A 26,705-nucleotide genomic window follows, 5' to 3' on the forward strand; every position below is an offset into this window, starting at 1 on the left:
CCGATTGGAGCACGCGAATGCGCATCGGCGTAGCCCTGCCCACCGACCACACCTCGCTCTCCGGCGAAGCGAACTCCGTGGACGCCCTCATCGACCAGGTGAAAGAGCTCGCCGCCGACGGGCTGACGTCGGCCTGGTTCACCCAGCGTTTCGACCACGACGCGATCACGGTGGCCGCGCTCGCCGCGCGCGAAGTCCCGGGAATCGACGTCGGCACCGCGGTCGTGCCGATCTACCCGCGGCACCCGATCGCCCTCTCGATGCAGGCCCAGACGGCGCAGGCCGCCGGCCACGGACGCTTCACGCTCGGCGTCGGGTTGTCGATCAAGTCGTTCGTCGAGCAGACCTACGGGATCGCCCCGCATCCCAGGATTCGCCACCTGCGCGAATACCTCGCGGCGTTGCGCGAGCTGCTCGAATCGGGCTCGGTGGACCTGAGCGGGGAAACACTGGTCGCCAGGACGACGCTCCCCGCGAGCGTGCCCGGAGCCCGGCCGCGAGTGCCGGTGCTGGTGGCGGCGGCCGGTGATCTGACCCTGCGCGCCGCGGCCGAACTCGCCGATGGCGCGCTGCCGATCCTGTCCGGGCCGCGGACGCTGGCCGAGTACACCGTCCCCACCATCCGCCGCTACGCCGAAGCCGCCGGGCGGCCGGAGCCCAGGATCGCCGTGATCGTCTCCGGCGTGGTGACCTCCGACGTGGCGGGCGCCCGGGCTCGCGCCGAGGAGAACATGGCCTACTACGGGACCATTCCGTCCTACCGCGCGGCGCTGGACCGCGAGGGGATCGGCAACCCCGCCGACCTGGTCGCGATCGGGGACGAGGAGTCGATCGCGAAGCAGGTGGCAGAGTACTTCGAGGCGGGCGCGACCGAGCTCGTCTACACCCAGACCGCGATCGGTTCTGCGGCCGACGAGCGCCGGACCTGGAAACTCCTCGGCGAACTGGCCGCGAACCGCGCTCCGAGCTGATGGGTGTGCAGTTTCAATTGAAACTGCACACCCGCGCGGCGTTCAGCGGTCGAGGATGGTGCGGAGCGCCTTCTCCAGATCGGCGGCGGTGCCGGGGCCTCGGCTGCGCCAGGCGATGAAGCGGTCCGGGCGAACCAGCACCGCCCCGTCCGCGCCGATCCCGTACGGCCCGGTCCAGTCGCCGGTCACCTCGCCGCCGATCAGCTGCGGTTCCAGCCGGACCCCCAGCGCGGTGGCGACCTCCGCGGCGGCCCCGGCCCACGCTCCCGATCCGGTCAGCAGCACGAAACCCCGGCCGAACAGGTCGATCGTGGACATCTCTCCGTCCGGAGTGGACAGTCGGACGTGCGGGGCGCGCGAACCCGGGCGACCCGTCGGGCTGGTCGCGTCCTCCAGGAGCTCGCCCTCGTCGCTGGGTTCCCGGACGACCGCGCCGTTGTGCCGGTACCCGAACAGCAGCACGGCCGGGTCCTCGATCGGCGGCGCGTCGCCTTCCCGGGCCAGGTCGGGCCGGTTGCGCACGATGGCGTTCCGGAACTGGTTCTCCGCGACCAGCTCGCCCACCGGCCGCCGCTCCGCGTCGTGGCTGTCGAGCAGTCCCGGCCCGGCCTCGCCGCGGAGCACCGCCGCGAGCTTCCACGCCAGGTAGAAGCCGTCCATCACGGCGGTGTTGCCGCCCATTCCGCCGTGCGGCGGCATGGTGTGCGCGGCGTCGCCGACCAGGTGCACCCGGCCGGCGCTGAACCGGTCGGCCACCTGCATGGTCGTCACCGTGCTGTCCGTCGCGAGGATCTCGACGTCGAGCTCGGGCACGCCGGTGGCCAGCCGGATCTGCGCCAGGCTCCGCTCCTCGGTGAAGTCCGCCGGCTCCTCGTGCGCCGGGTCGTAGCCGACGCCGACCACGAACTGGTCCGGGTGATCGGTGCTGACCACCACGCCGTTGCCGCCGGACAGCTCCGGGTTCTGCAGGTAGTACATGACCAGGCGATCGCCGACGACGGCCGACAGGTCGGCGCGGACCAGCCAGTGGATCGAGTGCCCGAGGGCGCCCCGGCCGTGGGTGCCGATGCCGAGCCGCTCGCGGATCGGGCTGCGGTGGCCGTCGGCGGCGACCAGGTAGTCGGCGTGCACCTCGCGGGTTCCGGTGGTGTCGGCGAGCACCGCGCGGACGCCGTTCTCGTCCTGCTCGAAGGAATCCAGCCGGGTGGAGAAGCGGATCTCGGCGCCCAGTTCGCGGGCGCGCTCGGCCAGGATGCGCTCCGCGCTCGCCTGGCTGGCGTCGGCCGACCTCGCCGGCGTCAGGTGGTCGAGCGGCACGAAGGTGTCGTGCAGGATCTCGCGGAACACCGGGCCGCTCGCGCTTTGCGCTATGCGCAGCAGGAACCCCTGGCTCTTGGGCGACGCGTCGAGCATGGCGGATTCGAGGCCGACGAGGCGGAGCGCCTCCATCGCGTGGTTCTGCTGACCTCGCGCCTTCGGGTGGGTGGAGGTGCCCGGGTGGCGCTCCACCACCAGCGACGACGTGCCGTGCAGGCCCAGGAAAACGGCGGTCGACAGGCCGGACAGCCCGGCGCCGACGATCAGGACTGGAGTTCGTTCGGGCATCGGTGACCCCTCGTGCGAACGGTGTTCGTGACTGACGAACGATGTTCTACTCGCGAACAGTGTTCGCGTCAAGTACGGTGTTCGAAGCGCCGATCGAGAAAGTGGTGAACGATGTCCCTGCCGGTTCCGCCCTGGCAGCAGCGCGCCGTGCGAGACCGGGCGGCGAAACGGCCGCTGAGCCTGGAGCTGATCGTGCGCACCGCGCTCGAACTGCTCGACAGCGAAGGCCTGGACGCCGTGAGCATGCGGAAGGTTGCGCAGCGGCTCGGCACCGGCGCGGCCTCGCTCTACGCCTACGTCCGCAACAAGGACGAACTGCACGAGCTGATGCTCGACCTCGTGATCGGCGAGATCCGGGTGCCGGAGCTCGATCCGGAGAAGTGGCAGGAGACGCTCAAGGACCTGATCCGCCAGCAGGTCGAGGTGCTCACGGCGCACCCGGGCATCGCCCAGGTCGTGATGCGCACCCCGGCGCCGGCCGGGCCGAACGCGCTGATCGTCTCCGAGGCGATGATGGCCATCCTCCGCTCGGCCGGATTCTCCGACCGCGTGGTGGCGTTCTCCGTCGACACCCTCGCCCTGTTCGCCACGGCGGTCGCCATGGAGCGCAGCGCGGACTTCGGCCTCAGCGACGCGGAGCGGGGCGAGCGGATGGAGATGATCGGGCGGTACTTCGCGGAGCTCCCGGCGGAGCGGTTCCCGGCGATCGTCGCCCTCCTCCCGGCGCTGATGTCCGGCGACGAGGACGAGCGCTTCGAGTTCGGCCTCGACATCCTCGTCCGAGGCATCGCCGCCCACGCCGCCGACTCGGTGTGACGCAATTTCAATGGAAATCGAAGGTCCGATTTCCATTGAAATCGAAGAAGTTGTCCACATCCCCCGGTGTGTCGGGTCACGACGCACCGGCGACTGTGGACAACCCGCAAGTTCCATTGAAATCGAACCTTCGATTTCAATGGAACTTGCGGAGGGCTGACGCCCGGCGGCGGCCGTGCGACCGGCGACACGTTGTTGAGCAGCGGCAACGTGCTTCGCGATGCGGGCGGTTACTGTTGTCGGTCATGGACGTTCGGGTCGTGGACCACCCCCTCGTGAAGGCAAGGCTGTCCACAATGCGCGATGCGCGCACCAACAGCGCCGCGTTCCGCGCCGCGCTGCAGGAGCTCACGCTGATGCTCATCTACGAGGCGACGCGGGACGCCGAGGTCGCGGTGGAGCCGATCCACACCCCGGTGGCGCGCACCAACGGCTACCGGCTGGCGAACCCGCCGCTGCTGGTGCCGGTGCTGCGGGCCGGTCTCGGCATGGCCGACCAGGCGCACCGGCTGATCCCGGAGGCGCAGATGGGCTTCGTCGGCCTGGCCAGGGATGAGGAGACGCTGCAGCCCACGCCGTACCTCGAATCGCTGCCCGCCGACCTGTCCGACCGCCCGGTGCTGGTGCTGGACCCGATGCTGGCCACCGGCGGCTCGATGGTGCACACGATCAGCCTGCTGACCGACCGCGGCGCCACCGATGTCACGGCGATCTGCACGCTGGCCGCCCCGGAGGGCGTGCGCCGGCTGGAGGAGTCCGGCCTGCCGGTGCGGGTGGTGACTGCGAGCGTGGACGAACGCCTCAACGAGTCGGGATTCATCGTCCCCGGCCTCGGCGACGCGGGGGACCGCGAATACGGCGCGGTGTAATTCCACGGAGTGCGGAGTGGTGTTTCCGCAGGCACGGGGCCGTGAGTCTTGTGGGTCGTTATAGCAGCACAAAAGACTCACGGCCCGTGACCAGCTGAAACGTCGTTCCGGGGCCGGGATTCGGGAAAATCCCGGTTCTTACCCGGATTTTCACTTCCCGCTCGCGACCGCTCGCAGCAGCGTTATTGGGCCGAACAGGCGCTACCTGGTCTAGACCTGATCCGAATATGGTCTATACCACATTGAGCGATCCCCCCGATGACGCAGGAGTCGCCATGTCCCTTCGACGACGCAGCTTCCCGTTCCGGCTGCCGGTGCTGCTCGCCTCGATCCTCGCCCTGGGGCTGCCCGCGCTGGCCGCCCCGGCCGGGGCCTCCGACACCCCGGCCGACCCCCAACCCCAGGCCGCCGCCCGCAAAGTCGGCTACTTCACCCAGTGGTCGATCTACGACCGCAACTACTTCGTCAAGAACCTCGACACCTCCGGTGCCGCCGGTCAGCTGACGCACCTCAACTACGCCTTCGGCAACCTCGACGCCGGCGGCAAGTGCTTCCAGGTCAACCAGGCAGGCGAAGGCGACGCCTGGGCCGACTACCAGCGCCGCTTCACCGCCGAGCAGACCGTCAACGGCACGGCCGACGCCTACGACCAGCCGCTGGCGGGCAACCTCAACCAGCTCAAGCAGCTCAAGGCGAAGTACCCCGGGCTGAAGGTCTACATCTCCTTCGGCGGCTGGACCTGGTCGAAGAACTTCCACGCGGCCGCGGCGACCCCCGAATCCCGCGCCGCGCACGTCAAGTCCTGCATCGACATGTGGATCCGCGGCAACTTGCCGAAGATCGGCGAGCCGCAGGGCGGGGACGGCGTCGCCGCGGGCATCTTCGACGGCGTCGACCTCGACTGGGAGTGGCCCGCCTCCGAGGGCGGCCCCGGCAACGTCGTCGACCCGGCCGACAAGCAGAACTACACCGCGCTGCTGCAGGAATGGCGCACCCAGCTCGACGCCGCCGGCCAGGAGCTCGGCAAGACCTACGACATCAGCGCGTTCCTGCCCGCCGATCCGAAGAAGATCGAGGCCGGCTACGAGGTGCCGAAGGTCTTCGACCTGCTCACCTTCGGCACGATCCAGGGCTACGACCTGCATGGTGCCTACGAGCCGACGACGAACCACCAGTCGGCGATCTACAGCCCGGAGGGCGACCCGTCGCCGGAGAAGTGGAGCATCGACCAGACGATCAACGCCTGGCGCACCGCCGGGGCGCCGAACGACAAGATGGTGCTCGGCGTGCCCTTCTACGGCCGCGGCTGGACCGGCGTGCAGAACCAGAACAACGGCCTGTTCCAGACCTCGACCGGTCCCGCCCCGGCCAAGTACGAGGCCGGCATCGAGGACTACAAGCTGCTCAAGGCCAAGGCCGGTTCGTTCGCCCTGCACCGCGACGAGAAGGCCGGTCACGCCTGGATCTACGACGGAACCACGTTCTGGACCTTCGACGACGCGACCGAGATCACCCGCAAGGTCGAGTACCTCAAGCAGCAGGGACTCGGCGGCGCGATGGTGTGGTCGATGGACGGCGACACGCCTGAAGGCGAGCTGATGACCGCCATCCACAAGGCCCTCGGCTGAGGACTGTTTCAACGCAGCTCGCATAGCGGTGCGGGTAGCGGAACCTCGGAAGTCTTCTCGACTCCGGGATCCCCGACCAATGCACGGCGCTGGGGCTGTCCTCGCGAGATAGCCCGGGGTGCGGGGTGTCCCCGCAGGACACCGTTGAGAACCCGCGGCGGTGCGAGCTGCGAGGGTGGGCTAAGCGGCTGCGCCGCTTCGAAGAGAAAACCGACGGAATCCCGAAGCAGTCGTGGGTGGTCATGGCCGCCGGCCAAGGCCACGCACGACGCGCTGGCCCCGAGGAAACTCCCCCGTCGCTCGGGGTCAGCGCCTCCAACCCGCAAAACCGTTGCGCAGCGCCCGCTCATAGCGGGCGCTGCCTTCGTCTTCGGCCGGTGCCGAACCGCTCAGCTCCAGCGAGACGAGGCCGTGCACCAGCGCCCACGCGGCGAAGACGACCTCCGCCGGATCGGCGTCGATCAGCTCTCCGGCCTCGATGCCCTTGGCGATCGCCTCCCGCAGCGGCTCGATGCTGCGCAGCGCCTGTTCCCACGCCTGCTCGTCGGGCGTGAAGTCGGGCACCGCGTGCCCGAACATGATCGAGTAGAAGTGCCGGTTGGCCAGTGCGCTGTCCCGGTAGGCGTGGCCCAGCGCGGTCAGGTCCTGCGCCGCATCGCCGGTGCGCGACACCCGCTCCATCCGGTCGCACAGCCGCTGGAAGCCCTCCACGTACAGCTCGCGGACCAGCCCCGGCTTGCCGCCGAACAGCGAGTACACCGCGGTGGTCGAGGTGCCCACGTCCGCGGCGAGGCGCCGCAGGCTCAGCCCCTCCGGGCCGTGCGCGGACAGCAGCTCGCCGGCCCGGTCCAGCAGGCGGGTGCGGAGGGCTTCGTCGTGCGCTCGCGGTCTCGCCATTGACCGAAAGTAGCGCCTTTCTCGGGTGGTATCAGCGCGATACCATCTACCGCATGGCCATGACCTTGCGTCTGACCGAGGAAGAGAACCGGCGGCTCGCCGAGCTGGCGGCGGTCGAGGGGCGGTCCAAGCAGGAGGTCGTGCGCAGTGCGCTGGCCGAACGCTGGGCGCGCCAGCAGAAGGAACAGCAGCTGGACGACGTGATGCAGCGCGTTCTGCCGCGATATCGGGGATTGTTGGACAAGCTCGGCCCTTCATGATCGACTATTGACCGGTGACCGTATATCTCGACACGTCCGATCTGCTCCTGCTCGCGACCGCGGTGTCCGACGGCGACCTGCTGGTGCGGGACAGCGGATTGCTCGACGCGGCGGCGTACCGGCCGCGCGCGGAGGTCCTCGGGGTGCCGGCGTACGAGACCCTGTGGCTGAAGTCGGCGGCGCTGCTGGATTCGATCGTGCGCACCCGGCCGCTGGCCGGCGGCAACTGGCGGCTGGCTTGGGTGGCCGCGGTGGCGATGTGCGACGTGAACGGCTGGTGGGTGGAGGCCGACGACGACGAGGCGCTGGTGCTGGTCCGCGAGGTCGGCCGCGACCAGCGGGAGCTCCCCGAGGTGGCGGATCACCTGGAGCGCTGGGCCAAGCCCAAGATCTGACCTGGCCGCGCCGCAAACCCTTGGTGTGCGGGAAGATTCGCGGCGACGGGCCCGGAACGGCGATGGCCCGCCCGGGAGTCCGGGCGGGCCATCGCGCTCAATTCGTTCGGTCTTCGGCCGAGATCGTTGTTCCGGCACTTGCTCGCGGTGGCCGGCCGACCACGCGGGAGCGCCGCTACCAGGCCCTAGCCGACGGCTCCGCTCTCGAGCTTCCTCATGGCAATCGGTGCGCCTGCCAGGTCCTCTTCGTTGCAGAGCAATTTGAGGTCGTAGTAGGGCGAACCTTCGCGATCGTCGTAGTCCAGGTGGACTGCGATGACATCGATGGGTTCACCCAGCCAGTTCTGGGCCTCGCGAAGCCATTGGGCGGACCGCTCCAGGGCGGCTGGTAGGTCGTCGTCGCGGAACTCGACAGGTCGGTACGGAACGCCCTGAACCTGATCCTGCGGACCGGGGGGCTGTGGGAGATCCACGGAGACGCCGGAGTCGTCGAGTTCGAGTCGGATCGCTTCCTCACTCACTGTCGCAGGGTAACCCCTCCGGCGGTCCAAATGCTGCCGGAGGGCCTGCTCAGTTCCCCCGGATCGGCCTGCTGAGCTGGTCGGACCGGTCGGCCGATTACCATGCGCAAGGTGCGGGGCGCCCTGGGCATCGCACGTTGATGAGGGAAGGCGGGCTTTGTCCAGGGCGCCCAGCTGTCGTCAAGGGGCGCGCCCCGACGACACGATCAGATTACTCCGGTCGTGTCGACCAAGATCAACTGGGGTTGGTCGCGAGCGCGCCGTTTTCGCGCGAAACCGTCACCTCCCACGCGTGGCGAGCGCCGTTTTCGCGCGAAAACGGCGCTCGGCCACCCCGGCTGGGCGTCACCCTCCGCGATGGGTGGATACGCCGTTCAGGGCATCAGCCCGGCCGCGACGGTCGCCCCGAGCTCCCAGCACGCCTCCAGCGCGTCCTTGTCCGGCTGGCCGAGCACGGTGACCGGTTCCGCGACCTGCTGCCACGACAGGCCGGTCGTGATCGACCGGATCGCGCGCAGCGCGCCCTCCACGCCCTCGTTGCCGTGCACGTAGCAGCCGTACGGCCGGCCGATCGTCGAATCCAGGCACGGGTAGTAGATCGTGTCGAAGAAGTGCTTGAGCGCGCCGCTGATGTAGCCGAGGTTCGCCGGCGTGCCGAGCAGGTAACCGTCGGCTTCCAGGACGTCGCTGGCCGTGGCGCTCAACGCCGGTCGCCGCACCACTTCGACGCCCTCGATCTCGTCGGTCGTGGCGCCCGCGACGACCTTCTCGAACATCGCCTGCATGCCCGGCGACGGCGTGTGGTGCACGATCAGCAGCCTCGGCATCGTCAGTCCTCCCGCACCAGGTCGGAAACCGCCCGCTTCAGCGCGTCGAGCCGGTCCGCGGCCCGCTGCTTCGCCGCCGCCAGCGGGAGTTCGCCGGCGTGCTCGACGACCTGCAGGTAGCACTTGAGCTTGGGTTCGGTGCCGGACGGGCGGATGACGACCCGGAGCCCGCCCGCGCCGGTGATCACCAGCGCATCGGTGTCCGGCAACAGGTCCTCGACGTCCACAGTGGTCGCCGCGAGGCTGGTCGGCGGCCGCTCGCGGAGCCGCTGCATGATGCGCGGGATCACGCTCAGGTCCGTGACGCGCACGGAGACCTGGCCGGTCTGGTGCACGCCGTGCTTCGCGGACAGGGCGTCGAGCAGCTCCGGCAGGCCGCTCCCGGACGCCTTCAGGGTGGCGGCCAGGTCGCTGCCCAGGACGGCGGTGGAGATGCCGTCCTTGTCGCGCACGGCATCCGGGTCGACGCAGTGCCCGAGCGCCTCCTCGTAGGCGTAGACCAGGCCGGTTCCGGCGCCGTCACCGGCGCGCACGAGCCACTTGAAGCCGGTCAGCGTCTCGTCGTAGCGCACGCCGAACTCGGCGGCGATCGAACGCAGCATGGTCGCGGACACGATCGTCGTCGCCACCAGCGGATCGGCCGATTTATCCACAGTGGACAAGATGTGCTGGGCGAGCAGGACGCCGGTCTCGTCGCCGCGCAGCATCCGCCAGGCGCCGTCCTCCCGGACGCCGAGCGCGCACCGGTCGGCGTCCGGGTCGAGCGCGATCGCCAGGTCCGCGCCGATCTCGGCGGCCAGCGCCAGCAGCTCGTCGGTCGCCCCCGGTTCCTCCGGGTTCGGGAAGCCGACGGTGGGGAAGTCCGGATCCGGTTTCTCCTGGGACGCAACGAGATGCACGTCGTCGAAACCGGCGCGATGCAGCGCCTGCCGCAGCGTCTGCGCGCCGACGCCGTGCAACGCGGTCGCCGCGATCCGCAGCGTTCGCGCGTCGCCGCGCGGCAGCGTCGCAACCCGCGCGAGGTAGTCGCCCAGGGCGGAGTCGTGGATCGACCAGCTTTCCTTGCGCGGCACCGCGTTCGCCGCCGGAGTCGCGGCGATCGCCGCCTCGATCTCGGTGTCGACGGGGCTCACCAGGTGGATGCCGCCCCGCAGGTACAGCTTGTACCCGTTGTCCTGCGGCGGATTGTGCGAAGCGGTGATCTGGATGCCCGCGACGGCGTCCAGCGCGCGTGCGGCGTGCGCCAGCACCGGCGTCGGCAGCGGCTCGGGCAGCATCCGCACTTCGAAACCGGCGGCCGCCAGCACCCCTGCGGCGTCGGCCGCGAAGTCCTCCGAGCCGTGCCGCGCATCGCGACCGACCACGACGACACCGCCGCCGTGACCGCGCTCGGCCAACCACGCCGCCACGCCGGCGGTCGTGCGCACGACCACGGCGCGGTTCATCCCGTTCGAGCCCGCGCGCACCGCCGCGCGCAGGCCGGCGGTGCCGAACTGCGGCATGCCGGACATCCGGTCCGCGAGCTCCGGGTCGTCGGCGTCGACCAGCGCCTGCAGCTCGGCCCGGGTCCGCGGGTCCACGTCCCCGGCGATCCACTGCCGGGCGGCCTCGCGCGGCTGCGCGTCGAGCGTCACGTCGCCTCCTGAAGAGCTTGTTTCCAGGCTTGTTCTGCGTGGCGGTGCGGGTGGCGGCCCCCCTGCGGGAGTTACAGGTGTCTTCTCGCTGTGGGATCCCCGACATCATGAATGACCAATTCACCACGTCGGGGCTGTCCTCGCGAGAAGACGCCTGAGAACCCGCGGCGGTGCAAGCCGCGAGGGTGGGCTAAGCGGCTGCGCCGCTTCAAAGACAACAACCCGCCCTACCGCACTCGCACGCCACCACATCTCAAACGACTGCTGCAGCAACCAAAACCGCTCACGACCACAATCATCACGCCGACTTCAGCACCTGGCCACGCGCGAGGCAAGGGCCGCGCTCACGCAGCCTCGACCAGCGAACGCAGCAGCTTGCCCATCCGGCTGGCCGAGGCGCGACCGGCGTCCAGGACCTCCTGGTGGTTCAGCGGCTGCCCGCTCAACCCGGCGGCCAGGTTCGTCACCAGCGACAGCCCGAACACCTCGGCGCCCTCGGCGCGGGCCGCGATGGCCTCCAGCACGGTCGACATCCCGACCAGATCGACGCCGAGCCCGCGCAGCATCCGGATCTCCGCCGGCGTCTCGAAGTGCGGGCCCGGCAGGCCGGCGTACACGCCTTCCTCCAGCGAGGGATCGATGCTGCGGGCCAGTTCCCGCAGCCGCGGCGAGTACAGGTCGGTGAGGTCCACGAAGTTCGCGCCGACCAGCGGCGACCGCGCGGTCATGTTGACGTGGTCGCTGATCAGCACGGGCTGACCGACCTGCATGCCCTCGCGGATCCCGCCGGCGGCGTTGGTGAGCACGACCGCCCGGCAGCCGGCGGCGATCGCGGTCCGCACGCCGTGCGCCACCGGATCGATGCCCTTGCCCTCGTACAGGTGCGTCCGTCCGAGCATGACCATCGCCCGCTTGTCGCCCACCTGCAACGACCAGATCTTGCCGCTGTGCCCGATCGCGCCCGGCGCGGCGAAGCCCGGCAGGTCGGCCATGCTCAGCTCGGTGGTGGGCCGGCCGATCTCCTCGGCGGCGGGTTGCCAGCCGGAACCGAGCACGACCACCAGGTCGTGGCGGTCGGCGCCGGTGATCTCGGCGAGCTTGGCGGCGGCCGCCTGCGCAGCGGCGGAAGGGTCGGAAGCAGTCGTAGAGGTCACGCTCGCGCAGCTTAGTCCGTACCAGGCCAGGACGAAGCCCGTTCACCGCACGAGCACGTGGAACCCGTTTCCACGGCTAGCTGGTCCGCAGGCTGCCCTGGATCTGATCGAGTTCGCCGGTCGGCGCGTGGCTGCCCGGCACCGTCACCCGCACGATCCACAGGTCGTTGCCGTGGCGGCTCAGCTCCGCCGCGGTGCTGACTCGCCGCTCCGGGCCCAGCTGGCTGAACTTGGACTTCTCGACCGTCGCGTACTCCAGCCGCTGCCGGTTGCTGCCGTCGGGGGAGCTGGACTCGACGGTCACCGCGTGATCCTGGCCCGCACCGGACTTCCGCAGCTCGTTCTCGTAGTCCGAGAACTCGTAGCCGGCGTCGAAGAAGCTGCCGTAGCGCTGGACGGCGATCTCGGTGGTGCCGTCCGGGGACACGAAGGACACGACCGCGCTGTTGGCGAAGTCGTTGCGCTCGCTGATGAACAGCCGCCAGCCGGGATCGCTCGGAGCCATGATGGTGAACTCGCCACCGCTCGGCGCGGCGGTGTGCTTCGCGACGTTGTTGTGCTCGGTCAGGTTCAGGCGCACCGCCGGCGGTGCGGGCTCGACCTCCGGCGTCGCGGCTTCCCGCAGCACCGGCTTGCCCGCGATCACCCGGGTCGCGGCGAAGCCGCCGGCGAGCGCGGCGGCGAAGAGCACGACCGCGGCGACGCCGAGCGCGAGCACCGCCAGCGGCGATGTGCGGCGCGGCTGCGGCGGCGGCTCTTTCAACGCGAACGGCGGTAGGCCGGGATTGCTGGCCAGGGGAGCCGAATCCGGCGCGGGTGCGGGCTTCGGCGCCGACGGGGGCGACACCTGGTGCCGCACCTTCACCGTCGGCGCGTCCGGGTCCAGCAGCATCGAGAAGGGGCGGACGCCGGGCTCGGGCAGCAGGCGCTGGATCCGGCGGCGCGCCTCGGTCAGCGGCATCCGCTGCGACGGGTCCTTGACCATCAGGCCGCGGATGATGTCGCCGATCGGACCGGGCCGGGTGGCCACCGGCACGGGGCCGCGCACCACCTCGGTCACGGTGGCCAGCGGGTCGTTGCTGACGTCGTAGGGCGTGCGTCCCTCGGCCGCGGCGAACATCGTCGCGCCGAGCCCCCACAGGTCGGCGACGGCGGTCACGCCCTGGCCCGCGGCGACCTCCGGGGCGATGAACGCCGGGGTGCCGAGCAGGATGCCGGTGCTGGTGAGGGTGTGCTCGGCGATGTTGCGGGAGATCCCGAAGTCGCTGACCTTGATCCGGCCGTCGTCGCCGATCAGCACGTTCCCGGGCTTGACGTCGCGGTGCACGATGCCCGCCCGGTGCGCGGCCTCCAGCCCGGCGGCGACGCCGTCGGCGATCACCGCCAGCTGGTGGTCGTCGAGAGCACCGTGCTTGCTGAGGATCGCGGCGAGGCTCTGCGACGGTACGAGCTCCATGACCACGAACGGCTCGCCGTCCTCGCGCGCCACGTCGTAGAGCGTCACGACGTTGGGATGCGACAGGACGGCGATGGCGCGGGCTTCCCGGAGCGCGCGCTCGCGCAACTCGGCGGCCTCCGCGTCCGGCATCCCCGGCGGGAGTTTGACCTCCTTGACCGCCACCTGCCGCCGCAGCAGCTCGTCGGTGCCGGACCACACGGTGCCCATCGCACCGCCGCCGAGCTTGCTGTCCAAGCGGTACCGGTTCCCGATTAACCGCCCGGCGCCGGCCAGGGTGTCGGGTTCGTAGCTATCCGTGGGCACGGCCATATTTTCCATGGTCGACGGCCCGGCATTGGCGGAACCGGTGAGGATCGTTGCTCAGCTGCGATGATTACCGGACTCGCCGCGACGATCACCCGCGGTATCCGCATCGGCGTTACGAAAAGTGAACTATCCCACGCCGACGGTCGCCCCGGCGGCACCCCCGATGCCGCCAAAGGTCATTTCGTCGCAACGAAAAACGGCCTCCCATCGGCCAATATGCCCTCCGGAGCTGACTGGCCCGAACTCGTACGTTTCGGATAAGTTGGGCTCCGATCGGACCTCGCTGTACATCGGTGGCCCGAGCCTTCCTCAAGCCGATATGCGCAGCGGTTGCACTGGCGCGACGTCGATCGTCGCGGTGCGACTGCGTGAACGGTGACGAACAATCCCGGTGGTCGGGAGTCGGCGGGTCCGGGTGACCACGACCAATCGTCGTCGAGGAGGTGCCCTTGCTCGCGTTCGTCATCGTGCACCTGCTGGCTGCTCTGGCGCTCCCGTTCCTCGCGCGGCGCAGCACCCGAGCCGCGTTCCTGACCGCGGCAGTGCCACCGGCCGCAGCGCTGGTCTGGGTGCTGGCGCAGGCGCAACCGGTGCTGACCGGGCAGGTGATCACCGAGACGGTCGCGTGGGCGCCGCTGATCGGGCTGGAGCTCAGCTTCCGGCTGGACGCGCTCGGGCTGCTGATGACGGTGCTGGTCGCCGGCATCGGCTCGCTGGTGCTGATCTACTCCGACGCGTACTTCAGCCGCGGCGGGGGCGACGCGCGGCGGTCCGCGCCGCTGCTGCTGGCCTTCGCCGGCGCGATGCTGGGGCTGGTCTTCGCCGACGACCTGATCACCGTCTACGTCTTCTGGGAACTGACCACGATCTGCTCGTTCCTGCTGGTCGGGCAGGCCGGGATCAGCCGCGAGTCGCGGCGGTCCGCGCTGCAGGCCCTGATGATCACCAGCCTGGGCGGACTGGTGATGCTGCTGGGCTTCGTCGTGCTCGGCGAGTCCGCGGGCACCTACCGGATCTCCGAGCTGATCGCGAACCCGCCCGGCGGCACGCCGGTCGCGGTGGCCGCGGTGCTGATCCTGGTCGGCGCGTTCACCAAGTCCGCGCAGGTGCCGTTCCACAACTGGTTGCCCGCCGCGATGGTGGCGCCGACGCCGATCAGCGCCTACCTGCACGCCGCGTCGATGGTCAAGGCCGGTGTGTTCCTGGTGGCCCGGCTGGGGCCGGTGTTCGCGGGCGTGCCGCAGTGGTGGCTGCCGACCGTGGTGTTCGGCCTGGCCACCATGCTGATGGGCGGCTGGCGGGCGCTGCACGAGTACGACCTGAAGAAGCTGCTCGCCTACGGCACGGTCAGCCAGCTCGGCTTCCTGATGGTGCTGCTCGGCACCGGCACCTACACCGCGGCGGTCGCCGGGACCGCGATGCTGCTGGCCCACGGCCTGTTCAAGGCGACGTTGTTCCTGGTCGTCGGCATCATCGACCACCAGGCAGGCACCCGCGACATCCGCGAGCTGTCCGGGCTGGGCCGCCGGATGCCGTGGCTGGCGATGATCGCGATGCTGGGCGCGGCGTCGATGGCGGGGCTGCCGCCGATGCTCGGCTTCGTCGGCAAGGAGGCGGCGTTCAGCGCCTACCTCGGCGGTTCCGGCCCGGAACCGCTGGTGGACGCGGTGCTGGTGGTCGGCTCGATGCTCACCGTCGCCTACAGCCTGCGGCTGCTGTGGGGCGCCTTCGCGGACAAGCGCGACATCGTGCCGACCGAGGCCGAACCGGCCAGTCCCGAGGTGCTGCTGCCCGCCGCGCTGCCTGCGGCCGCGGGCGTCGTCCTGGGCCTCAGCTACTCGGTCGTCGACAAGCTGACCAGCGCTTACGCCAGCGCCTTCCCGGCAGGGGCCGACCCGTACCACCTGGGGATCTGGCACGGGTGGACGCTGCCGCTGCTGCTGTCGGCGGTCGCCGTGACCGGCGGTGTCGCGCTGCACCTCGGGCGCACCCGCCTCACCGGGCTGCGCAACCGGCTGCCGCGGCCGCTGGACGCCCAGCGCGGGTACGAGCGGATCATGGCGCTGCTGGAGCGGGTCGCGGTCGGCGTCACCGGGCGCCTGCAGGTCGGTTCGCTGCCGACCTACCTCGGCATCATCCTGCTGACCGTGCTGGCGGTCCCCGGCACGGCGCTGGTGATGCGGGCCAGCATGCCGGAAGACCTGCGCGCCTACGACAACCTCCTGCAGCTGCCGCTGGCGATCGTGGTGATCGTCGCGGCGGTCGCCGTGCTGCGCTCGCGGCGGCGGTTGACCGCGGTGCTGCTGGTCGGCGTCGTCGGCTACGGCATCGGCGGGCTGTTCATCGTGGACGGCGGCCCGGACCTGGCGCTGGCGCAGTTCCTCGTCGAGACGCTGACGCTGGTGGCGTTCGTGTTCGTGCTCCGCCGGCTGCCGGTGCGCTTCACGCAGAGCGAAACCCCGACCACGAAGGCGCTGCGGCTGCCCAAGGCGATCATCGCGGGCGCGGCCGGCGTGTTCATCTCGCTGGCCGCGGTCATCTTCAGCGCGGCCCGCCAGGCGCCCCCGGAGGCCAGCGCCGAGTTCATCGCGAACTCCGAGAAGGGCGCCGGCGCGACCAACGTGGTCAACGCGATCATCGTCGACTTCCGCGCCTTCGACACCGTTGGCGAGATCGCGGTGCTCGCGGTCGCCGCGACCGGCGTCGCCAGCCTGATCCTGGCCTCCCGGCACGAACGCCGGAAGCGCAGCACCCGCGCGGCGACCATGCCGCGGATCAAGACCCCGACCCTGGCCAAGCAGCAGGAGGAGGTGCGCGAATGACCTCGCCGACGAAGCCGAAGCCGGCCTGGACCGCCTGGGACGCCCCGAGCGAGCGGTGGCTGCTCTCCGGTTTCCCCCGCGAGGGGATGCAGCGGGCCGTGCTGCTGGAGCTGGCGTCCCGGATCATCTTCCCGACGGTGCTGGTGCTGTCGATCTACCTGCTGTTCGCCGGGCACGACCGGGCCGGCGGTGGGTTCAGCGGCGGCCTGGTCGCCGGGCAGGCGTTCGTGCTGCGCTACCTGGCCGGTGGCCGGATGGACGACAGCGCCATCGTCTCGATGCGCCCGCCGGTGCTCATCGGCATCGGCCTGACCATCGCGACCACCTCCGCGTTCCTGCCGCTGCTGTTCGGCGGGCAGATCCTGGAGACCGCGATCTACAAGTTCGCGGTGCCGCTGCTCGGCGAGATCAAGTTCGTCACCAGCGTCCTGCTGGACACCGGGGTGTACGTCCTGATCGTCGGCGTGGTGCTGGACCTGCTGCGGACCCTGGGCGCGGGTATCGAAGCCGACGCCGAGGCGGCGGCCAGGGGGCAGCGATGACCATCAACCTGACCATGGCGGTCGTGCTCGCCGTGCTGTACTCGGTCGGCTTCTACCTGCTGATGCAGCGCTCGCTGATGCGGATCCTGCTGGGCATCGTGATCCTCGGCCACGGCTCGAACCTGCTGCTGCAGACCGCCGGCGGCCCGCCCGCCGGCGCCGCGATGATCGGCACCACGCCGCTGGACGAGATGGCCGATCCGCTGCCGCAGGCGATGGCGCTCACCGCGATCGTGATCACCTTCGCGCTGACCACCTTCCTGCTGGCGCTGGCGTACCGGTCGTGGACGCTGCTCGGCCACGACGAGGTCCGCGACGACGTGGAGGACCGGCGCATCCAGCGGATGGAACGCCGCCTGGCGGAATCCGAAGACGACAGCACCGAGGAACTGGCGAAGGAGGCTCGCGGGTTGGGGGCGGAACGGTGACGTCAGGCAAGCGGCGTCAGCCGCTTTCAACCACCTGTGCGACTTGCACCGCGGCGCCTGAGGTTCCGCCACCTGCACCGCCGAGCAAACCGACCCGAGCGAACATCAAGGAGGCCATTCAGTGACGGTCCTGGTGGCCCTGCCCGTTCTGCTTCCACTGGCCGCTGCGGGATTGTCGTTGGCGCTGGGCCGGTTCGCCGACATCCAGCGCGCGCTCGGGCTCATCGTCCTCGGCGGGATCATCGCCGACGCCGCGGTGCTGCTGTACGTCGCGGACCGCTACGGCCCGGTGGTGCTGCAGATGGGCACCTGGCCGGCGCCGTTCGGCATCACCCTGGTCGCGGACCGGCTCTCGGCGCTGCTGCTGGTGGTCTCGTCGGTGGTGACGTTCGCGGTGCTGATCTACTCGATCGGCCAGCGCATCACCGACTACGGCAGGCAGCGCTCCAGCACCACGTTCCACCCGATGTACCTGATGCTGTGCGCGGGCGTGTCGCTGGCGTACCTCACCGGCGACCTGTTCAACCTGTTCGTCGCGTTCGAGATCATGCTGAGCTCGTCGTACGTGCTGATCACCCGGCGCACGACGGCCACCCGCATCCGCGCGAGCATGACCTACACGATCGTCAGCCTGGCGTCGTCGCTGCTGTTCATCACGATGATCGCGCTGGTGTACGCCTCCACCGGCACCGTCAACCTGGCCGACCTCGGCGAGAAGGTGCACCAGCTGCCGGACGGGCTGCAGATCGCCCTCGCGCTGCTGGTGGTGATCGTCTTCGGCGTGAAGGCGGCGATGGTGCCGCTGCACTTCTGGCTGCCGGACAGCTACCCGACGGCGCCCGCGCCGGTCACCGCGGTGTTCGCCGGCCTGCTGACCAAGGTCGGCATCTACGCGCTGATCCGCACCCAGACGCTGGTCTTCAGCCATTCCGAGAGCTGGAACCTGATGCTGGGCATCGCGCTGATCACCATGATCGTCGGCGCGCTGGGCGCGCTGGCCCAGAACGACCTGAACCGGCTGCTGTCCTTCCTGCTGGTCAGCCACATCGGGTACATGCTGTTCGGCCTCGGCGTCTACGACGTGATCGGGCTGACCGGGGTGATCCTCTACGTGGTGCACCACATCACCGTGCAGGCCACGTTGTTCCTGGTCAGCGGGTTGATCACGCGGCACACCGGCACGGTGGCGCTGACCAGGATGGGCGGGCTGGCCAAGGCCGCGCCGCTGATCGCGGTGCTGTTCGCGCTGCCCGCGCTGAGCCTGGCCGGGGTGCCGCCGTTCTCCGGCTTCGTCGCGAAGCTGGCGCTGCTGCAGGCCGGTGTCGGCGCGGGCACCTGGACGGCCTACGTGGTCACCGGCGGCGCGGTGCTGACCAGCCTGCTCACCCTGTACGCGATGGCGAGGGTGTGGACCCGGGCGTTCTGGGGCCAGGTCAAGGCGCCGGAGCCGGACCCGGATCCCACCGACGAGCTGGTCGTCGGCACGGCCACGTCGAACCGCCCGATGGTCGTCGCGACCGGCGTGCTGGTGGCGGCGAGCGTGGTGATCGCCCTGGTCGCGGGGCCGCTGGCCGACGTCAGCGGCCGGGCGGCGACGGACCTGATGCACGGCGAGACCTATCGGACCGCGGTGCTGGGAGGTGCTGCCGGTGAGTGAGCAGGCGATCGGCCGCCGGCGGCGGCTGCTGCGGCGGCTGCCGCTGGTGGCGTGGCTGACCCTGGTCTGGGTGATGCTGTGGGGCACCTTCGACCTGGGCACGCTGTTCTTCGGTCTGGTGGTGGCGCTGCTGGTGTCCACCATGTTCCCGCTGCCGCCGATCAACACCAACATCGTGGTGCGCCCGCTGCGGCTGCTGCAGCTCGTCGCCTACCTCGCGTGGGACCTGGTGAGCTCCACGGCGCGGGTGTCCTGGCAGGCGTTGACCCGCGGGCCGAACGCGAAGGCGGGCATCGTCGCGGTCACGCTGCAGACCGACTCCGACCACATCACCGCGATGGTCGCCAACGCGGTGTCGCTGGCGCCCGGCAAGTTCGTCCTGCAGATCGACCGGGTCAACCGGATCTGCTACGTCTACGCGCTCGGCATGCGGGCCGAGGACGTCGAGTCGGTGCGGCGCGAGGTGCTGGCCCTGGAGCGGCGGGTGGTGCAGGCGGTCGGCTCGGCGAACGAGGTGGCGCTGGTGAGCGGACAGGAGGGGTGAGCATGGCCTGGGTTTTCGCGGTCACCTTCGGCCTGCTGTGCGTGGCCGGCCTGCTGGTGGTCGTCCGGTTGCTGCGCGGCCGCACCACCCTGGACCGGATCGTGGCGGTCGACGTGTTCGTCACCCTGATCGTCGCCGGGACCTGCGTCGGCATGGGCTGGCTGGGCGACGGCTCGAACATCGCGTTGCTGGCCGCGTTCGCGCTGCTCGCGTTCATCGGTTCGATCAGCGCGGCACGGTTGATCGAGAAGAAGGAGCCGTACCGATGAGCTGGTTGGACGTGTTCTCCGCGGTGTGCCTGATCGGCGGCGCGTTGTCCTGCCTGCTCGGCGCGATCGGGCTGCTGAGCTTCCCGGACGTGACGGCGCGGCTGCAGGCGGCCACCAAACCGCAGACCCTCGGGCTGATCCTGATCCTGATCGGCACCGCGGTGCAGCTCGACTTCGTCTACGCCTCGGGGCTGATCCTGGTCGGCCTGTTCCAGATGCTCACCGCGCCGGTGCTGGCGCAGCTCGTGGGCCGGGCGGCGTACCGCGCGGACAGCATGGACCGGGATTCGCTGGTGGTGGACGAGCTCGGCGATCGCATCGAGCGGGAGCGCCGGGTTCGCTGATCCGTTCGGCACTGCGCCGATCCGGCACAAGTCGCGCATGGCTAGTCACTCTCGGCGGCTAATATGATCAAATGGACCTGCACGAGTGACCACGCAAGAGTTACCGCTGACGTGTGATCAACGAACGCGGCGTAGGAGGGTGTGGAGCCATCATGTGGCGGACCGGCCGCGTGTTAGCTGGCCTTGCGATCGCGTTGTTCCTCTTGGCGGCGCCACCTGCGCTTGCGGCGGGCGAGACCGCACCGCCCGGTGCCTCGGTCGTCGTGCTGGCCCAAGATCCGGGCCAGCAGCCGGCGCCGCCCGCTCAGCCGCCGGCCTACGACAAGCAGCGCCTCGCCATCGGCGCCGCCGGAGTGGTGTTGATCGCGCTGGTGCTGTTATCCCGCAAGGCGCGCAAGAAGCCGGTCTTGTTCGTCACGTGGAAGAAGAAGTAGTCGCCGATAAAACCGGCAGGGTGGTCGGTTTTTACGAGATTATTTCGGTGCTAATTCTCGCCATGGACTAGACCTGACGCCGAACCTGTGGGATTTTCACAACTGACTGAGTGCGCGGACCACATCCCCCGCCTGGGTAACGATGGGTCCAGCGCGCCTGCGACGGGGTAGTAGCCCCCCACTGACGTGGGCCGGCACCGGGAAGCCCCCCGACCGGTGCCGGCCCACACCCTTTCCTGGTACGGCCTGCGCGGCAGGTGTTCCTCGACTTACGGATGCGGTCACGCTGCGGTGTGGTGATGTCGGCTTCGTCGCCCGCTTTATCAATCGAAAGTGTGAGGAATAGGTTAGTCGGCTCCGGTCGATCTCCAATTCTTCGGTTCCGCCGAATCCGAACCACCCGTTCGTCGCAGTGGGACGACCGGTGGGCTCCCGGCCTCGCGCCAGGCCCGCACCGGCGATCCGGATGATGCAGGATGGGCGCAAATGAGTACCGCTCCACGCCCCGCCGCCGATCGTTCTGCCGCAGCGCGCGCCCACTGCCGCGACCGGGTGCAGCGCCACGAAACGGAGCTGGTCGAGCTCTCCCGGAGCATCCACGCCGAGCCGGAGCTCGCGTTCGCCGAACACCGCAGCGCCGCCAAGGTCGCGGACCTGCTCGCCCGGCACGGCTTCGCCGTCCGAACCCCGGTCGCGGGCCTCGACACCGCGCTCGTCGCCGAGTCGGGCAGCGGCGAACTGGTGGTCGGCATCTGCGCGGAGTACGACGCGCTGCCGGAGGTCGGCCACGCCTGCGGGCACAACGTCATCGCCGCGGCCGGCGTCGGGGCCGCGCTCGCGCTGGCCGGGATCGCCGACGACCTCGGCATCACGGTCCGGCTGATCGGCACCCCGGCCGAGGAGACCGGCGGCGGCAAGGTGCTGATGCTGGAGCGCGGCGTCTTCGACGGCGTCGCGATGGCGATGATGGTGCACCCCGGCCCGGAAGAGATCTGCCGGCCGACCTCGCTGGCCATCACCGATCTCGAGGTTCGCTACACCGGCCGCGCGGCGCACGCCGCCGCGGCCCCGGAACTCGGCGTCAACGCGGCCGACGCGTTGACGGTCGCGCAGGTCGCCGTCGGCCTGCTCCGCCAGCACCTCGAGCCCCGGCAAATGGTGCACGGTATCGTTACCGCAGGTGGCGCGGCGCCGAACATCGTTCCCGCGCACACCGCGGCGGTCTACAACCTGCGTGCTGCCGAAGCACGCTCCCTGCAGCGCCTGGAGAACCGTATTCGGGCCTGTTTCGAGGCGGGCGCGACGGCGACCGGATGTGAGCACGAAGTCGTGCAGATCTCTCCGGTTTACGCGGAGCTGAACCCCGACGGCTGGTTGTCGGAGGTGTACGGCCGCACGATCACCGAGCTCGGGCGTGAACCGCTCGACCGGGGCGAAGAGCAGGGCCCGGTAATCGGCAGCACCGACATGGGCAACGTGTCCCAGGCCTTGCCCGCGATCCATCCGATGATCGCGGTGGACTGCGGCGACGCGGTCAACCACCAGGCGGAATTCGCCGCGGCCTGCGCGACACCGGCCGCGGATCGCGCGGTGCTCGACGCAGCGCTGGCGATGGCCTGGACCGCGGTTGCCGCCGCTTTGGACGGCGCGCAACGCGATCGCCTGCTGGCGGCCGCGCGCGACCGGTCGGCTCGGAGTTCTTCGGAACAGATCTGCACGTCGGGAGGCGTGGCGTGACCGTGGTGGATTCTCGTGGCCCGGACCCGGGTCAGTCCCCGAACGGCGGTTCGGCGGTGGAAGACGTGGATTGGGAAGCGGCGGAGCGTTCCGCCGTGGCCCAGGGCACTCTCGTGGCGGCAGGTGCGGACGGGCCGAGTGCGCCCATCGGCAGCACCATGTCCAGCGTGGGGTCCGGTGCGGAATCCGCCGTGGTCGACCTCGGCGCTGGTCGTGGACCATCCTGGCTGGATGCCTGGCTGGACGCCAACGCGCATCGAGTGGTGGCCTGGCGGCGGCACATCCACGCCCATCCGGAGCTCTCCCGCGCCGAGCACGAGACCACCGCGTTCCTCGCCGAACGGCTCACCCGGGCGGGCCTGCGCCCGCGGATGCTGCCGGTGGGCACCGGCCTGGTCTGCGACATCGGGGAGGCGCGGCCCGGCCAGCGCACCGTGGCGCTGCGGGCCGACATCGACGCGCTGCCGCTGAGCGAGACCACCGGATTGCCCTACGCCTCCACAGTGGACGGCGTCGCGCACGCCTGCGGGCATGACGCGCACACCACGGTCGCGCTGGGTGCCGCGCTGGCGCTGGCCGCCGCGCCGAGCCTGCGCGGCCGGGTGCGGGTGGTCTTCCAGCCGGCCGAAGAGGTGATGCCCGGCGGCGCCCTGGACGTGCTGGCCGCCGGTGCCCTCGACGACGTGGACCGGATCTTCGGGCTGCACTGCGACCCGCGGCTGCTGGTGGGGCAGGTCGGAACCCGGGTCGGGGCGATCACGTCCGCGGCCGACCTGCTGGAGCTCCGGCTGACCTCGCCCGGCGGGCACACCTCGCGCCCGCACCTGACCGCGGACCTGGTGCACGCACTGGGCACCGTCATCACGGGCCTGCCGACGCTGCTGTCGCGCCGCGTCGATCCGCGCACCGGAACCGTCCTGACCTGGGGCGCGGTGCACGCGGGGGAGGCGCCGAACGCCATTCCGCAGGACGGCGTGCTGACCGGGACGTTGCGCACGGGCGACCGCGACACTTGGGCGAAGCTGGAGCCGTTGGTGCACGAGCTCGTGCACAACCTGCTGTCGCCGCTGGGCGTCGGGTTCGACCTGCAGCACCGCCGCGGCGTGCCACCGGTGGTGAACGACGCGGAGAGCACCGAGCTGCTGCGGGCCGGGATCGCCGCCGGTCTCGGTGAGGACGCCCTGGCCAGCACCCCGCAGTCGTCCGGCGGCGAGGACTTCGGCTGGTACCTGGAGCACGTGCCGGGCTCGTTCGCGAGGCTGGGCGTCCACTCCGGGGTGGGCCGGGTCAAGGACCTGCACCAGCCGACGTTCGCGCTGGACGAGCGGGCCCTGTTCGTGGGCATCCGGGCGATGGTGAGCACCGCCCTGATCAGCCTGGAGCGCTGAGATCGCGGCCGTCCGGCGGCACTTTCCGCCGGACGGCCGGATCGGCAGGCTCCTGCACGCGGTTCGCGGCTGAGTCCACCCGAATGAGGTGTATCCGCTCGCTGCTGTATCTGTTCGCGGGGTTCCCGCCTCTTTAATGGCATGACCGCGAACATCATCTCTCCCGAAATGCGGCCGCCGGTGGCCGTCGAGCCCGACATGCCGGGCGGCTGGCCGCAGTCCTCGCTGCACGGTGCCATGAGCCGCCGCGACGCGGAGCAGGCGCTCGGTCGTGCGGAGGTTGCGGCCGGACTGGCCGCAGGCGACTGGGTGGAGCCTTGGTACGGGGTCGTCGTCCCGGCCACTCGCGTCCACGACCCGCTGACCCGAGCGGCGGCCGCGCTGCTGCGCGCCGGGTCGCACGCCGTGCTGTCCGGCGCCACCGCAGTGGCGATGCACGGCTGCGATCTCGCCGCCGACGGCGTGGTCCACGTGACCATTCCCTACGACCGCGAGCTCCGGTCCCAGCCGGATCTCGTCATCCACCAGGCCTGGGTCAGGGAGTGCGACGTCGTCGAGCTCGACGGGCTGCGCACCCAGGCGCTGGACGTCGCCATCTGCGAACTGCTGTGCACCGGCGAGCAGCGGTCGGCGCTGGACTGCCTGGAGCAGGCGCTCGCCCAGCTCGGTGAAGCCGCTGAGCGCTTCCGGGCGCTCGTCGCCGAACGGCTCGTCCGGCGCAGGGATCGGCGGGGCACCCGGCGAGCCACGGCCCTGCTCGAACTCGCGTGGTCCAGGCCTCGCGGCGTGCTGGTCGGAGGTGCGCGATGAGCAGCCGAACGTCAGTCCGCGCGCCGGAACCAACCGGCGGCCTGGGCGGATTCGCGCACCTCGACGAACCGGGCGTATGCGTCGTCGTACAGCGCGCGGTTGCTCTCGGTCGGCCGCAACGGTTCCGACGTGCCGACCAGCTCGCGGGCGACGTCGGTGATGTCGCGGCCCGTCAGCAATGCGTGCGCGGTCACCGCCGCGCCCCGCGCCCCGGCCTGTTCGTCGGTGGTGCGCACGACCGGCAGCCCGGTGACGTCCGCGATCACCTGGCGCCACAGCGGGTTCGCCGAGCCACCGCCGGTGAGCCGCAGCTCGGTGGGCTGCGCGGTGCTGGCGACCAGGCAGTCCCGGATCACCATGGCCAGCCCCTCCAGGCAGGCCCGGGCGATCTCGGCGGGGCCGTGCTCCAGGCTCAGGCCCTGCAGGCTGCCGCGCGCGGCCGGGTCGTAGAAGGGCGCGCGCTCACCGCCGAGCGAGAGGTACGGCAGCATCAGCAGGTCCTTGCTGCCCGGCTCGGCCTGTTCGGCGAGCTCGGTGAGGTTCTCCGGGTTGGGCAGGCCGAGCATCCGGCAGGCCCATTCGACGACCTCGGTCCCGGCGAGCGTGGCGCTGGCGAGCATCCAGCGACCGGGCATCGGGGTGCGCAGCGACATGCCGACGGGAGCGCGGTCCAACCGGGGCTCGTCGCTGATCACTTCGGTGCAGATCGTGGTGCCGAGGATGGTGCAGGCCTGCCCGGGCTCGGTCACGCCCGCGCCGATCGCGGTGGAGATCACGTCGTAGGCGCCCAGCACGACCGGCGTGCCTTCCGGAACGCCCAGCTGCTCGGCCGCGGACGTTTGCAACGGCGCGATCCGCTGCGCGCCGTCGACGGCGTCGGGCAGCAGCCGCTGCGCCCAGTCCAGACCGAGTTCGTTGAGCACCGCGTCGGAGTAGAGCCCGGTCCGCGCGTCGAGGAACGGGTTGGAGGCCTCCGAGACGTCCCAGGCCAGGCGGCCGGTCAGGCAGTTGAACAGCCAGCCGCCGCAGGTCAGCACCTTCGCGGCGGTGGCGATCCGGTCGCGCTGGTGCTCGGCGAGCCAGCTGAGCTGCGCGTGCGGCAGCCCGGCGAAGCCGACCGAGCCGTTGATCTTGAACAGTTCGGCGAGCAGCCCGGAGTCGGCCCAGTTCGCGGCGATCGCCGAGGCGCGCGCGTCGTTCCAGAGCAGCGCGGGACCGGTCGGCCGGCCTGCCTCGTCGACGAGCCAGCAGCCGTCGCCCTGCGCGGTGATCGCCAGCGCTGCGACCTCGGCGCGGAGCTCGCGGACGAGTTCGGCGACGGTGTCGGCGACGGCCGACCAGACCTCGGGCATGTCCTGTTCGGCCCAGCCGGGCCGGGGCCGCTCGACCCGGGTCGGGCGGCGGACGACCGCGAGCTCGGTGCCGTCCGAGGCGTAGGCGACGCTCTTCACCACCGAGGTGCCGGCGTCGATGCCGATGGTGATCACGGGCGTGTCCTCCTGATCCCGCCTGCCTGGTCGATCCGGTCGGCTCGACCAGAGAACATCACAACATTTGGTGTTAAAAATTTCAAGATAGATGTTATGTTTGCGATGGGATGTGACACCAAGGTCCCGGTTGCGGACCACGACCGGAAGGACGCCACGTGCCGCCTCAACCCGGCCCCGGCTCGGAGAACGACCGCATCGACCTCGTGCTGCTCGACGTCGGCGGCCCCATCTACGACGACAAGGCCTACCGCGACGCGTTGCTGCGCGCCGCACGAGAGCTGGCGGCCGAAGATGGCCGGAGCGTCGACGAAGCCGAGTTCCAGCAGGTCTACGACGAACGCCGCCAAGCCCAGGGCGGGTCCCTGCGCACCGCGGTCGCCGAGCGGTTCCTGACCGCGCAGGACCGGCAGCGGCTGTCCGACCGCGCCGAGCGCTACTGGGAGTACCCGCCGTCGGCGCTGCACGCCGACGTGCTCCCGACGCTGCGCGAGCTCGCCGGTCGCTACAAACTCGCGGTCGTGGCGAACCAGCGAGCGGTCGTCGTGGACGCGCTCCGCCGGGACGGCGTGGCCGACTTCATCGACATCTGGGCGGTTTCGGAGGTCGTCGGCGCGGAGAAGCCGGACCCGCGGATCTTCCAGCACGCCCTGCGGGAGGCCGGCGTCGAGCCGAAGAACGCGGTGCACGTCGGCAACCGGCTCGACACCGACGTGCGCGGCGCGCACCGGGTCGGGCTGCGCACGGTTTGGGTGGTGCGCGGCGAAGCGCCGCCGGAGCCCACGCCGGAGCAGCTCGCCGAGCCCGATGTGGCGGTGTTCTCGCTGGCAGAGCTGCCCACCGCGCTGGAACGCCTGCAGGGGGCCGAATGAGCGAACAACTCTCGAAACCGCTGGAGGCT

General features: G+C 70.6%; 26 protein-coding genes. 18 read left to right on the forward strand and 8 right to left on the reverse strand.

The window, feature by feature from the left end; translation table 11 throughout:
• Positions 1 to 17 precede the first annotated feature (17 nt).
• Positions 18 to 971, forward strand: coding sequence for a TIGR03564 family F420-dependent LLM class oxidoreductase (locus AC07EQ_RS11405; protein WP_478387907.1), 954 nt, complete (start codon positions 18 to 20; stop codon positions 969 to 971).
• Between the two features lie 42 nt (positions 972 to 1,013).
• On the opposite strand, the gene AC07EQ_RS11410 is transcribed toward AC07EQ_RS11405, so the two are convergent.
• Entirely contained in the window at positions 1,014 to 2,576 is a 1,563-nt protein-coding gene (locus tag AC07EQ_RS11410; RefSeq protein WP_478387908.1) for an FAD-dependent monooxygenase, read from the reverse strand.
• 111 nt (positions 2,577 to 2,687) lie between these two features.
• On the opposite strand from AC07EQ_RS11410, the gene AC07EQ_RS11415 reads away from it, so the two are divergent.
• From AC07EQ_RS11415 to AC07EQ_RS11425, 3 genes are all read left to right on the forward strand, one after another.
• On the forward strand, positions 2,688 to 3,392 hold the full coding sequence (locus tag AC07EQ_RS11415) for a TetR/AcrR family transcriptional regulator (RefSeq protein ID WP_478387909.1): 705 nt from the start codon (positions 2,688 to 2,690) through the stop codon (positions 3,390 to 3,392).
• Positions 3,393 to 3,637: 245 nt separating this feature from the next.
• On the forward strand, positions 3,638 to 4,261 hold the full coding sequence (gene upp / locus AC07EQ_RS11420) for a uracil phosphoribosyltransferase (protein WP_093266981.1): 624 nt from the start codon (positions 3,638 to 3,640) through the stop codon (positions 4,259 to 4,261).
• 275 nt (positions 4,262 to 4,536) lie between these two features.
• Entirely contained in the window at positions 4,537 to 5,889 is a 1,353-nt protein-coding gene (locus AC07EQ_RS11425) for a glycoside hydrolase family 18 protein (protein WP_478387910.1), read from the forward strand.
• Positions 5,890 to 6,195: 306 nt separating this feature from the next.
• Here AC07EQ_RS11425 and AC07EQ_RS11430 read toward each other — a convergent pair whose 3' ends face one another.
• On the reverse strand, positions 6,196 to 6,786 hold the full coding sequence (locus AC07EQ_RS11430) for a TetR/AcrR family transcriptional regulator (protein WP_478387911.1): 591 nt from the start codon (positions 6,784 to 6,786) through the stop codon (positions 6,196 to 6,198).
• A gap of 53 nt (positions 6,787 to 6,839) precedes the next feature.
• Between AC07EQ_RS11430 and AC07EQ_RS11435 the strand changes: the two genes are divergently transcribed.
• Together AC07EQ_RS11435 and AC07EQ_RS11440 are read left to right on the forward strand one after the other, a co-directional pair.
• Positions 6,840 to 7,046 carry a type II toxin-antitoxin system VapB family antitoxin gene (locus AC07EQ_RS11435; RefSeq protein ID WP_358579371.1) on the forward strand — a complete coding sequence of 69 codons (207 nt, stop codon included), beginning with the start codon at positions 6,840 to 6,842 and terminating at the stop codon, positions 7,044 to 7,046.
• 14 nt (positions 7,047 to 7,060) lie between these two features.
• A complete protein-coding gene (locus AC07EQ_RS11440) occupies positions 7,061 to 7,441 on the forward strand; it encodes a type II toxin-antitoxin system death-on-curing family toxin (RefSeq protein WP_358307401.1) in 381 nt (126 codons plus the stop codon).
• A 185-nt stretch (positions 7,442 to 7,626) separates the two neighbouring features.
• Here AC07EQ_RS11440 and AC07EQ_RS11445 read toward each other — a convergent pair whose 3' ends face one another.
• The 5 genes from AC07EQ_RS11445 to AC07EQ_RS11465 all read right to left on the reverse strand — a co-directional run bounded on the left by AC07EQ_RS11445 (position 7,627) and on the right by AC07EQ_RS11465 (position 13,345).
• Positions 7,627 to 7,962 (reverse strand): hypothetical protein, encoded by a 336-nt coding sequence (locus AC07EQ_RS11445; protein ID WP_132485237.1) that lies wholly within the window; start codon positions 7,960 to 7,962, stop codon positions 7,627 to 7,629.
• A gap of 374 nt (positions 7,963 to 8,336) precedes the next feature.
• Entirely contained in the window at positions 8,337 to 8,789 is a 453-nt protein-coding gene (locus AC07EQ_RS11450) for a flavodoxin family protein (protein ID WP_093266990.1), read from the reverse strand.
• 2 nt (positions 8,790 to 8,791) lie between these two features.
• Entirely contained in the window at positions 8,792 to 10,423 is a 1,632-nt protein-coding gene (locus AC07EQ_RS11455) for a phospho-sugar mutase (protein ID WP_478387912.1), read from the reverse strand.
• 344 nt (positions 10,424 to 10,767) lie between these two features.
• Entirely contained in the window at positions 10,768 to 11,577 is an 810-nt protein-coding gene (locus AC07EQ_RS11460) for a purine-nucleoside phosphorylase (RefSeq protein WP_478387913.1), read from the reverse strand.
• 76 nt (positions 11,578 to 11,653) lie between these two features.
• The gene (locus AC07EQ_RS11465; protein WP_478387914.1) at positions 11,654 to 13,345 is read right to left on the reverse strand and encodes a serine/threonine-protein kinase; all 1,692 of its coding nucleotides are present in this window, start codon (positions 13,343 to 13,345) and stop codon (positions 11,654 to 11,656) included.
• 440 nt (positions 13,346 to 13,785) lie between these two features.
• Between AC07EQ_RS11465 and mbhE the strand changes: the two genes are divergently transcribed.
• The 11 genes from mbhE to AC07EQ_RS11520 all read left to right on the forward strand — a co-directional run bounded on the left by mbhE (position 13,786) and on the right by AC07EQ_RS11520 (position 24,317).
• On the forward strand, positions 13,786 to 16,164 hold the full coding sequence (gene mbhE / locus AC07EQ_RS11470; RefSeq protein WP_478387915.1) for a hydrogen gas-evolving membrane-bound hydrogenase subunit E: 2,379 nt from the start codon (positions 13,786 to 13,788) through the stop codon (positions 16,162 to 16,164).
• Positions 16,161 to 16,706: an MnhB domain-containing protein gene (locus AC07EQ_RS11475; protein ID WP_478387916.1), complete on the forward strand. Its 546-nt coding sequence runs from the start codon at positions 16,161 to 16,163 to the stop codon at positions 16,704 to 16,706. Before mbhE ends, AC07EQ_RS11475 begins: the two co-directional genes overlap by 4 nt.
• Positions 16,703 to 17,134 (forward strand): Na(+)/H(+) antiporter subunit C, encoded by a 432-nt coding sequence (locus tag AC07EQ_RS11480; protein WP_478387917.1) that lies wholly within the window; start codon positions 16,703 to 16,705, stop codon positions 17,132 to 17,134. The genes AC07EQ_RS11475 and AC07EQ_RS11480 overlap by 4 nt, the downstream gene beginning before the upstream one ends.
• A gap of 121 nt (positions 17,135 to 17,255) precedes the next feature.
• Entirely contained in the window at positions 17,256 to 18,791 is a 1,536-nt protein-coding gene (locus AC07EQ_RS11485; protein WP_478387918.1) for a Na+/H+ antiporter subunit D, read from the forward strand.
• Positions 18,784 to 19,335, forward strand: coding sequence for a Na+/H+ antiporter subunit E (locus AC07EQ_RS11490; RefSeq protein WP_478387919.1), 552 nt, complete (start codon positions 18,784 to 18,786; stop codon positions 19,333 to 19,335). The genes AC07EQ_RS11485 and AC07EQ_RS11490 overlap by 8 nt, the downstream gene beginning before the upstream one ends.
• Before the next feature lie 2 nt (positions 19,336 to 19,337).
• Positions 19,338 to 19,604, forward strand: a complete 267-nt coding sequence (locus AC07EQ_RS11495) for an MrpF/PhaF family protein (RefSeq protein WP_132485253.1) — start codon at positions 19,338 to 19,340, stop codon at positions 19,602 to 19,604.
• Positions 19,601 to 19,948 carry a monovalent cation/H(+) antiporter subunit G gene (gene mnhG / locus AC07EQ_RS11500; protein WP_358579390.1) on the forward strand — a complete coding sequence of 116 codons (348 nt, stop codon included), beginning with the start codon at positions 19,601 to 19,603 and terminating at the stop codon, positions 19,946 to 19,948. The genes AC07EQ_RS11495 and mnhG overlap by 4 nt, the downstream gene beginning before the upstream one ends.
• 152 nt (positions 19,949 to 20,100) lie before the next feature.
• Positions 20,101 to 20,382: a hypothetical protein gene (locus tag AC07EQ_RS11505; protein ID WP_478387920.1), complete on the forward strand. Its 282-nt coding sequence runs from the start codon at positions 20,101 to 20,103 to the stop codon at positions 20,380 to 20,382.
• Positions 20,383 to 20,868: 486 nt separating this feature from the next.
• Positions 20,869 to 22,119 carry an amidohydrolase gene (locus AC07EQ_RS11510; RefSeq protein ID WP_478387921.1) on the forward strand — a complete coding sequence of 417 codons (1,251 nt, stop codon included), beginning with the start codon at positions 20,869 to 20,871 and terminating at the stop codon, positions 22,117 to 22,119.
• On the forward strand, positions 22,116 to 23,507 hold the full coding sequence (locus AC07EQ_RS11515; protein WP_478387922.1) for an amidohydrolase: 1,392 nt from the start codon (positions 22,116 to 22,118) through the stop codon (positions 23,505 to 23,507). The genes AC07EQ_RS11510 and AC07EQ_RS11515 overlap by 4 nt, the downstream gene beginning before the upstream one ends.
• Before the next feature lie 141 nt (positions 23,508 to 23,648).
• Complete coding sequence (locus AC07EQ_RS11520) at positions 23,649 to 24,317, forward strand: hypothetical protein (RefSeq protein ID WP_478387923.1); 669 nt, start codon at positions 23,649 to 23,651, stop codon at positions 24,315 to 24,317.
• A gap of 11 nt (positions 24,318 to 24,328) precedes the next feature.
• Here the strand turns inward: AC07EQ_RS11520 and AC07EQ_RS11525 are convergent, their stop codons facing one another.
• Positions 24,329 to 25,804, reverse strand: coding sequence for an FGGY family carbohydrate kinase (locus AC07EQ_RS11525; RefSeq protein ID WP_478387924.1), 1,476 nt, complete (start codon positions 25,802 to 25,804; stop codon positions 24,329 to 24,331).
• Between the two features lie 158 nt (positions 25,805 to 25,962).
• On the opposite strand from AC07EQ_RS11525, the gene AC07EQ_RS11530 reads away from it, so the two are divergent.
• Positions 25,963 to 26,676 carry an HAD family hydrolase gene (locus AC07EQ_RS11530; protein ID WP_478387925.1) on the forward strand — a complete coding sequence of 238 codons (714 nt, stop codon included), beginning with the start codon at positions 25,963 to 25,965 and terminating at the stop codon, positions 26,674 to 26,676.
• Positions 26,677 to 26,705: the final 29 nt, after the last annotated feature.

The sequence above is a fragment of the Saccharopolyspora sp. NPDC045839 genome (assembly GCF_056431645.1).

Excerpts from the sequence above, each read along its gene's own strand:
- AC07EQ_RS11405 (WP_478387907.1), top strand. The coding sequence starts at position 18 with ATGCGCATCGGCGTAGCCCTGCCCACCGACCACACCTCGCTCTCCGGC.
- AC07EQ_RS11410 (WP_478387908.1), bottom strand. The coding sequence starts at position 2,576 with ATGCCCGAACGAACTCCAGTCCTGATCGTCGGCGCCGGGCTGTCCGGC.
- AC07EQ_RS11415 (WP_478387909.1), top strand. The coding sequence starts at position 2,688 with ATGTCCCTGCCGGTTCCGCCCTGGCAGCAGCGCGCCGTGCGAGACCGG.
- upp (WP_093266981.1), top strand. The coding sequence starts at position 3,638 with ATGGACGTTCGGGTCGTGGACCACCCCCTCGTGAAGGCAAGGCTGTCC.
- AC07EQ_RS11425 (WP_478387910.1), top strand. The coding sequence starts at position 4,537 with ATGTCCCTTCGACGACGCAGCTTCCCGTTCCGGCTGCCGGTGCTGCTC.
- AC07EQ_RS11430 (WP_478387911.1), bottom strand. The coding sequence starts at position 6,786 with ATGGCGAGACCGCGAGCGCACGACGAAGCCCTCCGCACCCGCCTGCTG.
- AC07EQ_RS11435 (WP_358579371.1), top strand. The coding sequence starts at position 6,840 with ATGGCCATGACCTTGCGTCTGACCGAGGAAGAGAACCGGCGGCTCGCC.
- AC07EQ_RS11450 (WP_093266990.1), bottom strand. The coding sequence starts at position 8,789 with ATGCCGAGGCTGCTGATCGTGCACCACACGCCGTCGCCGGGCATGCAG.
- AC07EQ_RS11465 (WP_478387914.1), bottom strand. The coding sequence starts at position 13,345 with ATGGCCGTGCCCACGGATAGCTACGAACCCGACACCCTGGCCGGCGCC.
- AC07EQ_RS11475 (WP_478387916.1), top strand. The coding sequence starts at position 16,161 with ATGACCTCGCCGACGAAGCCGAAGCCGGCCTGGACCGCCTGGGACGCC.
- AC07EQ_RS11480 (WP_478387917.1), top strand. The coding sequence starts at position 16,703 with ATGACCATCAACCTGACCATGGCGGTCGTGCTCGCCGTGCTGTACTCG.
- AC07EQ_RS11495 (WP_132485253.1), top strand. The coding sequence starts at position 19,338 with ATGGCCTGGGTTTTCGCGGTCACCTTCGGCCTGCTGTGCGTGGCCGGC.
- mnhG (WP_358579390.1), top strand. The coding sequence starts at position 19,601 with ATGAGCTGGTTGGACGTGTTCTCCGCGGTGTGCCTGATCGGCGGCGCG.
- AC07EQ_RS11505 (WP_478387920.1), top strand. The coding sequence starts at position 20,101 with ATGTGGCGGACCGGCCGCGTGTTAGCTGGCCTTGCGATCGCGTTGTTC.
- AC07EQ_RS11510 (WP_478387921.1), top strand. The coding sequence starts at position 20,869 with ATGAGTACCGCTCCACGCCCCGCCGCCGATCGTTCTGCCGCAGCGCGC.
- AC07EQ_RS11520 (WP_478387923.1), top strand. The coding sequence starts at position 23,649 with ATGACCGCGAACATCATCTCTCCCGAAATGCGGCCGCCGGTGGCCGTC.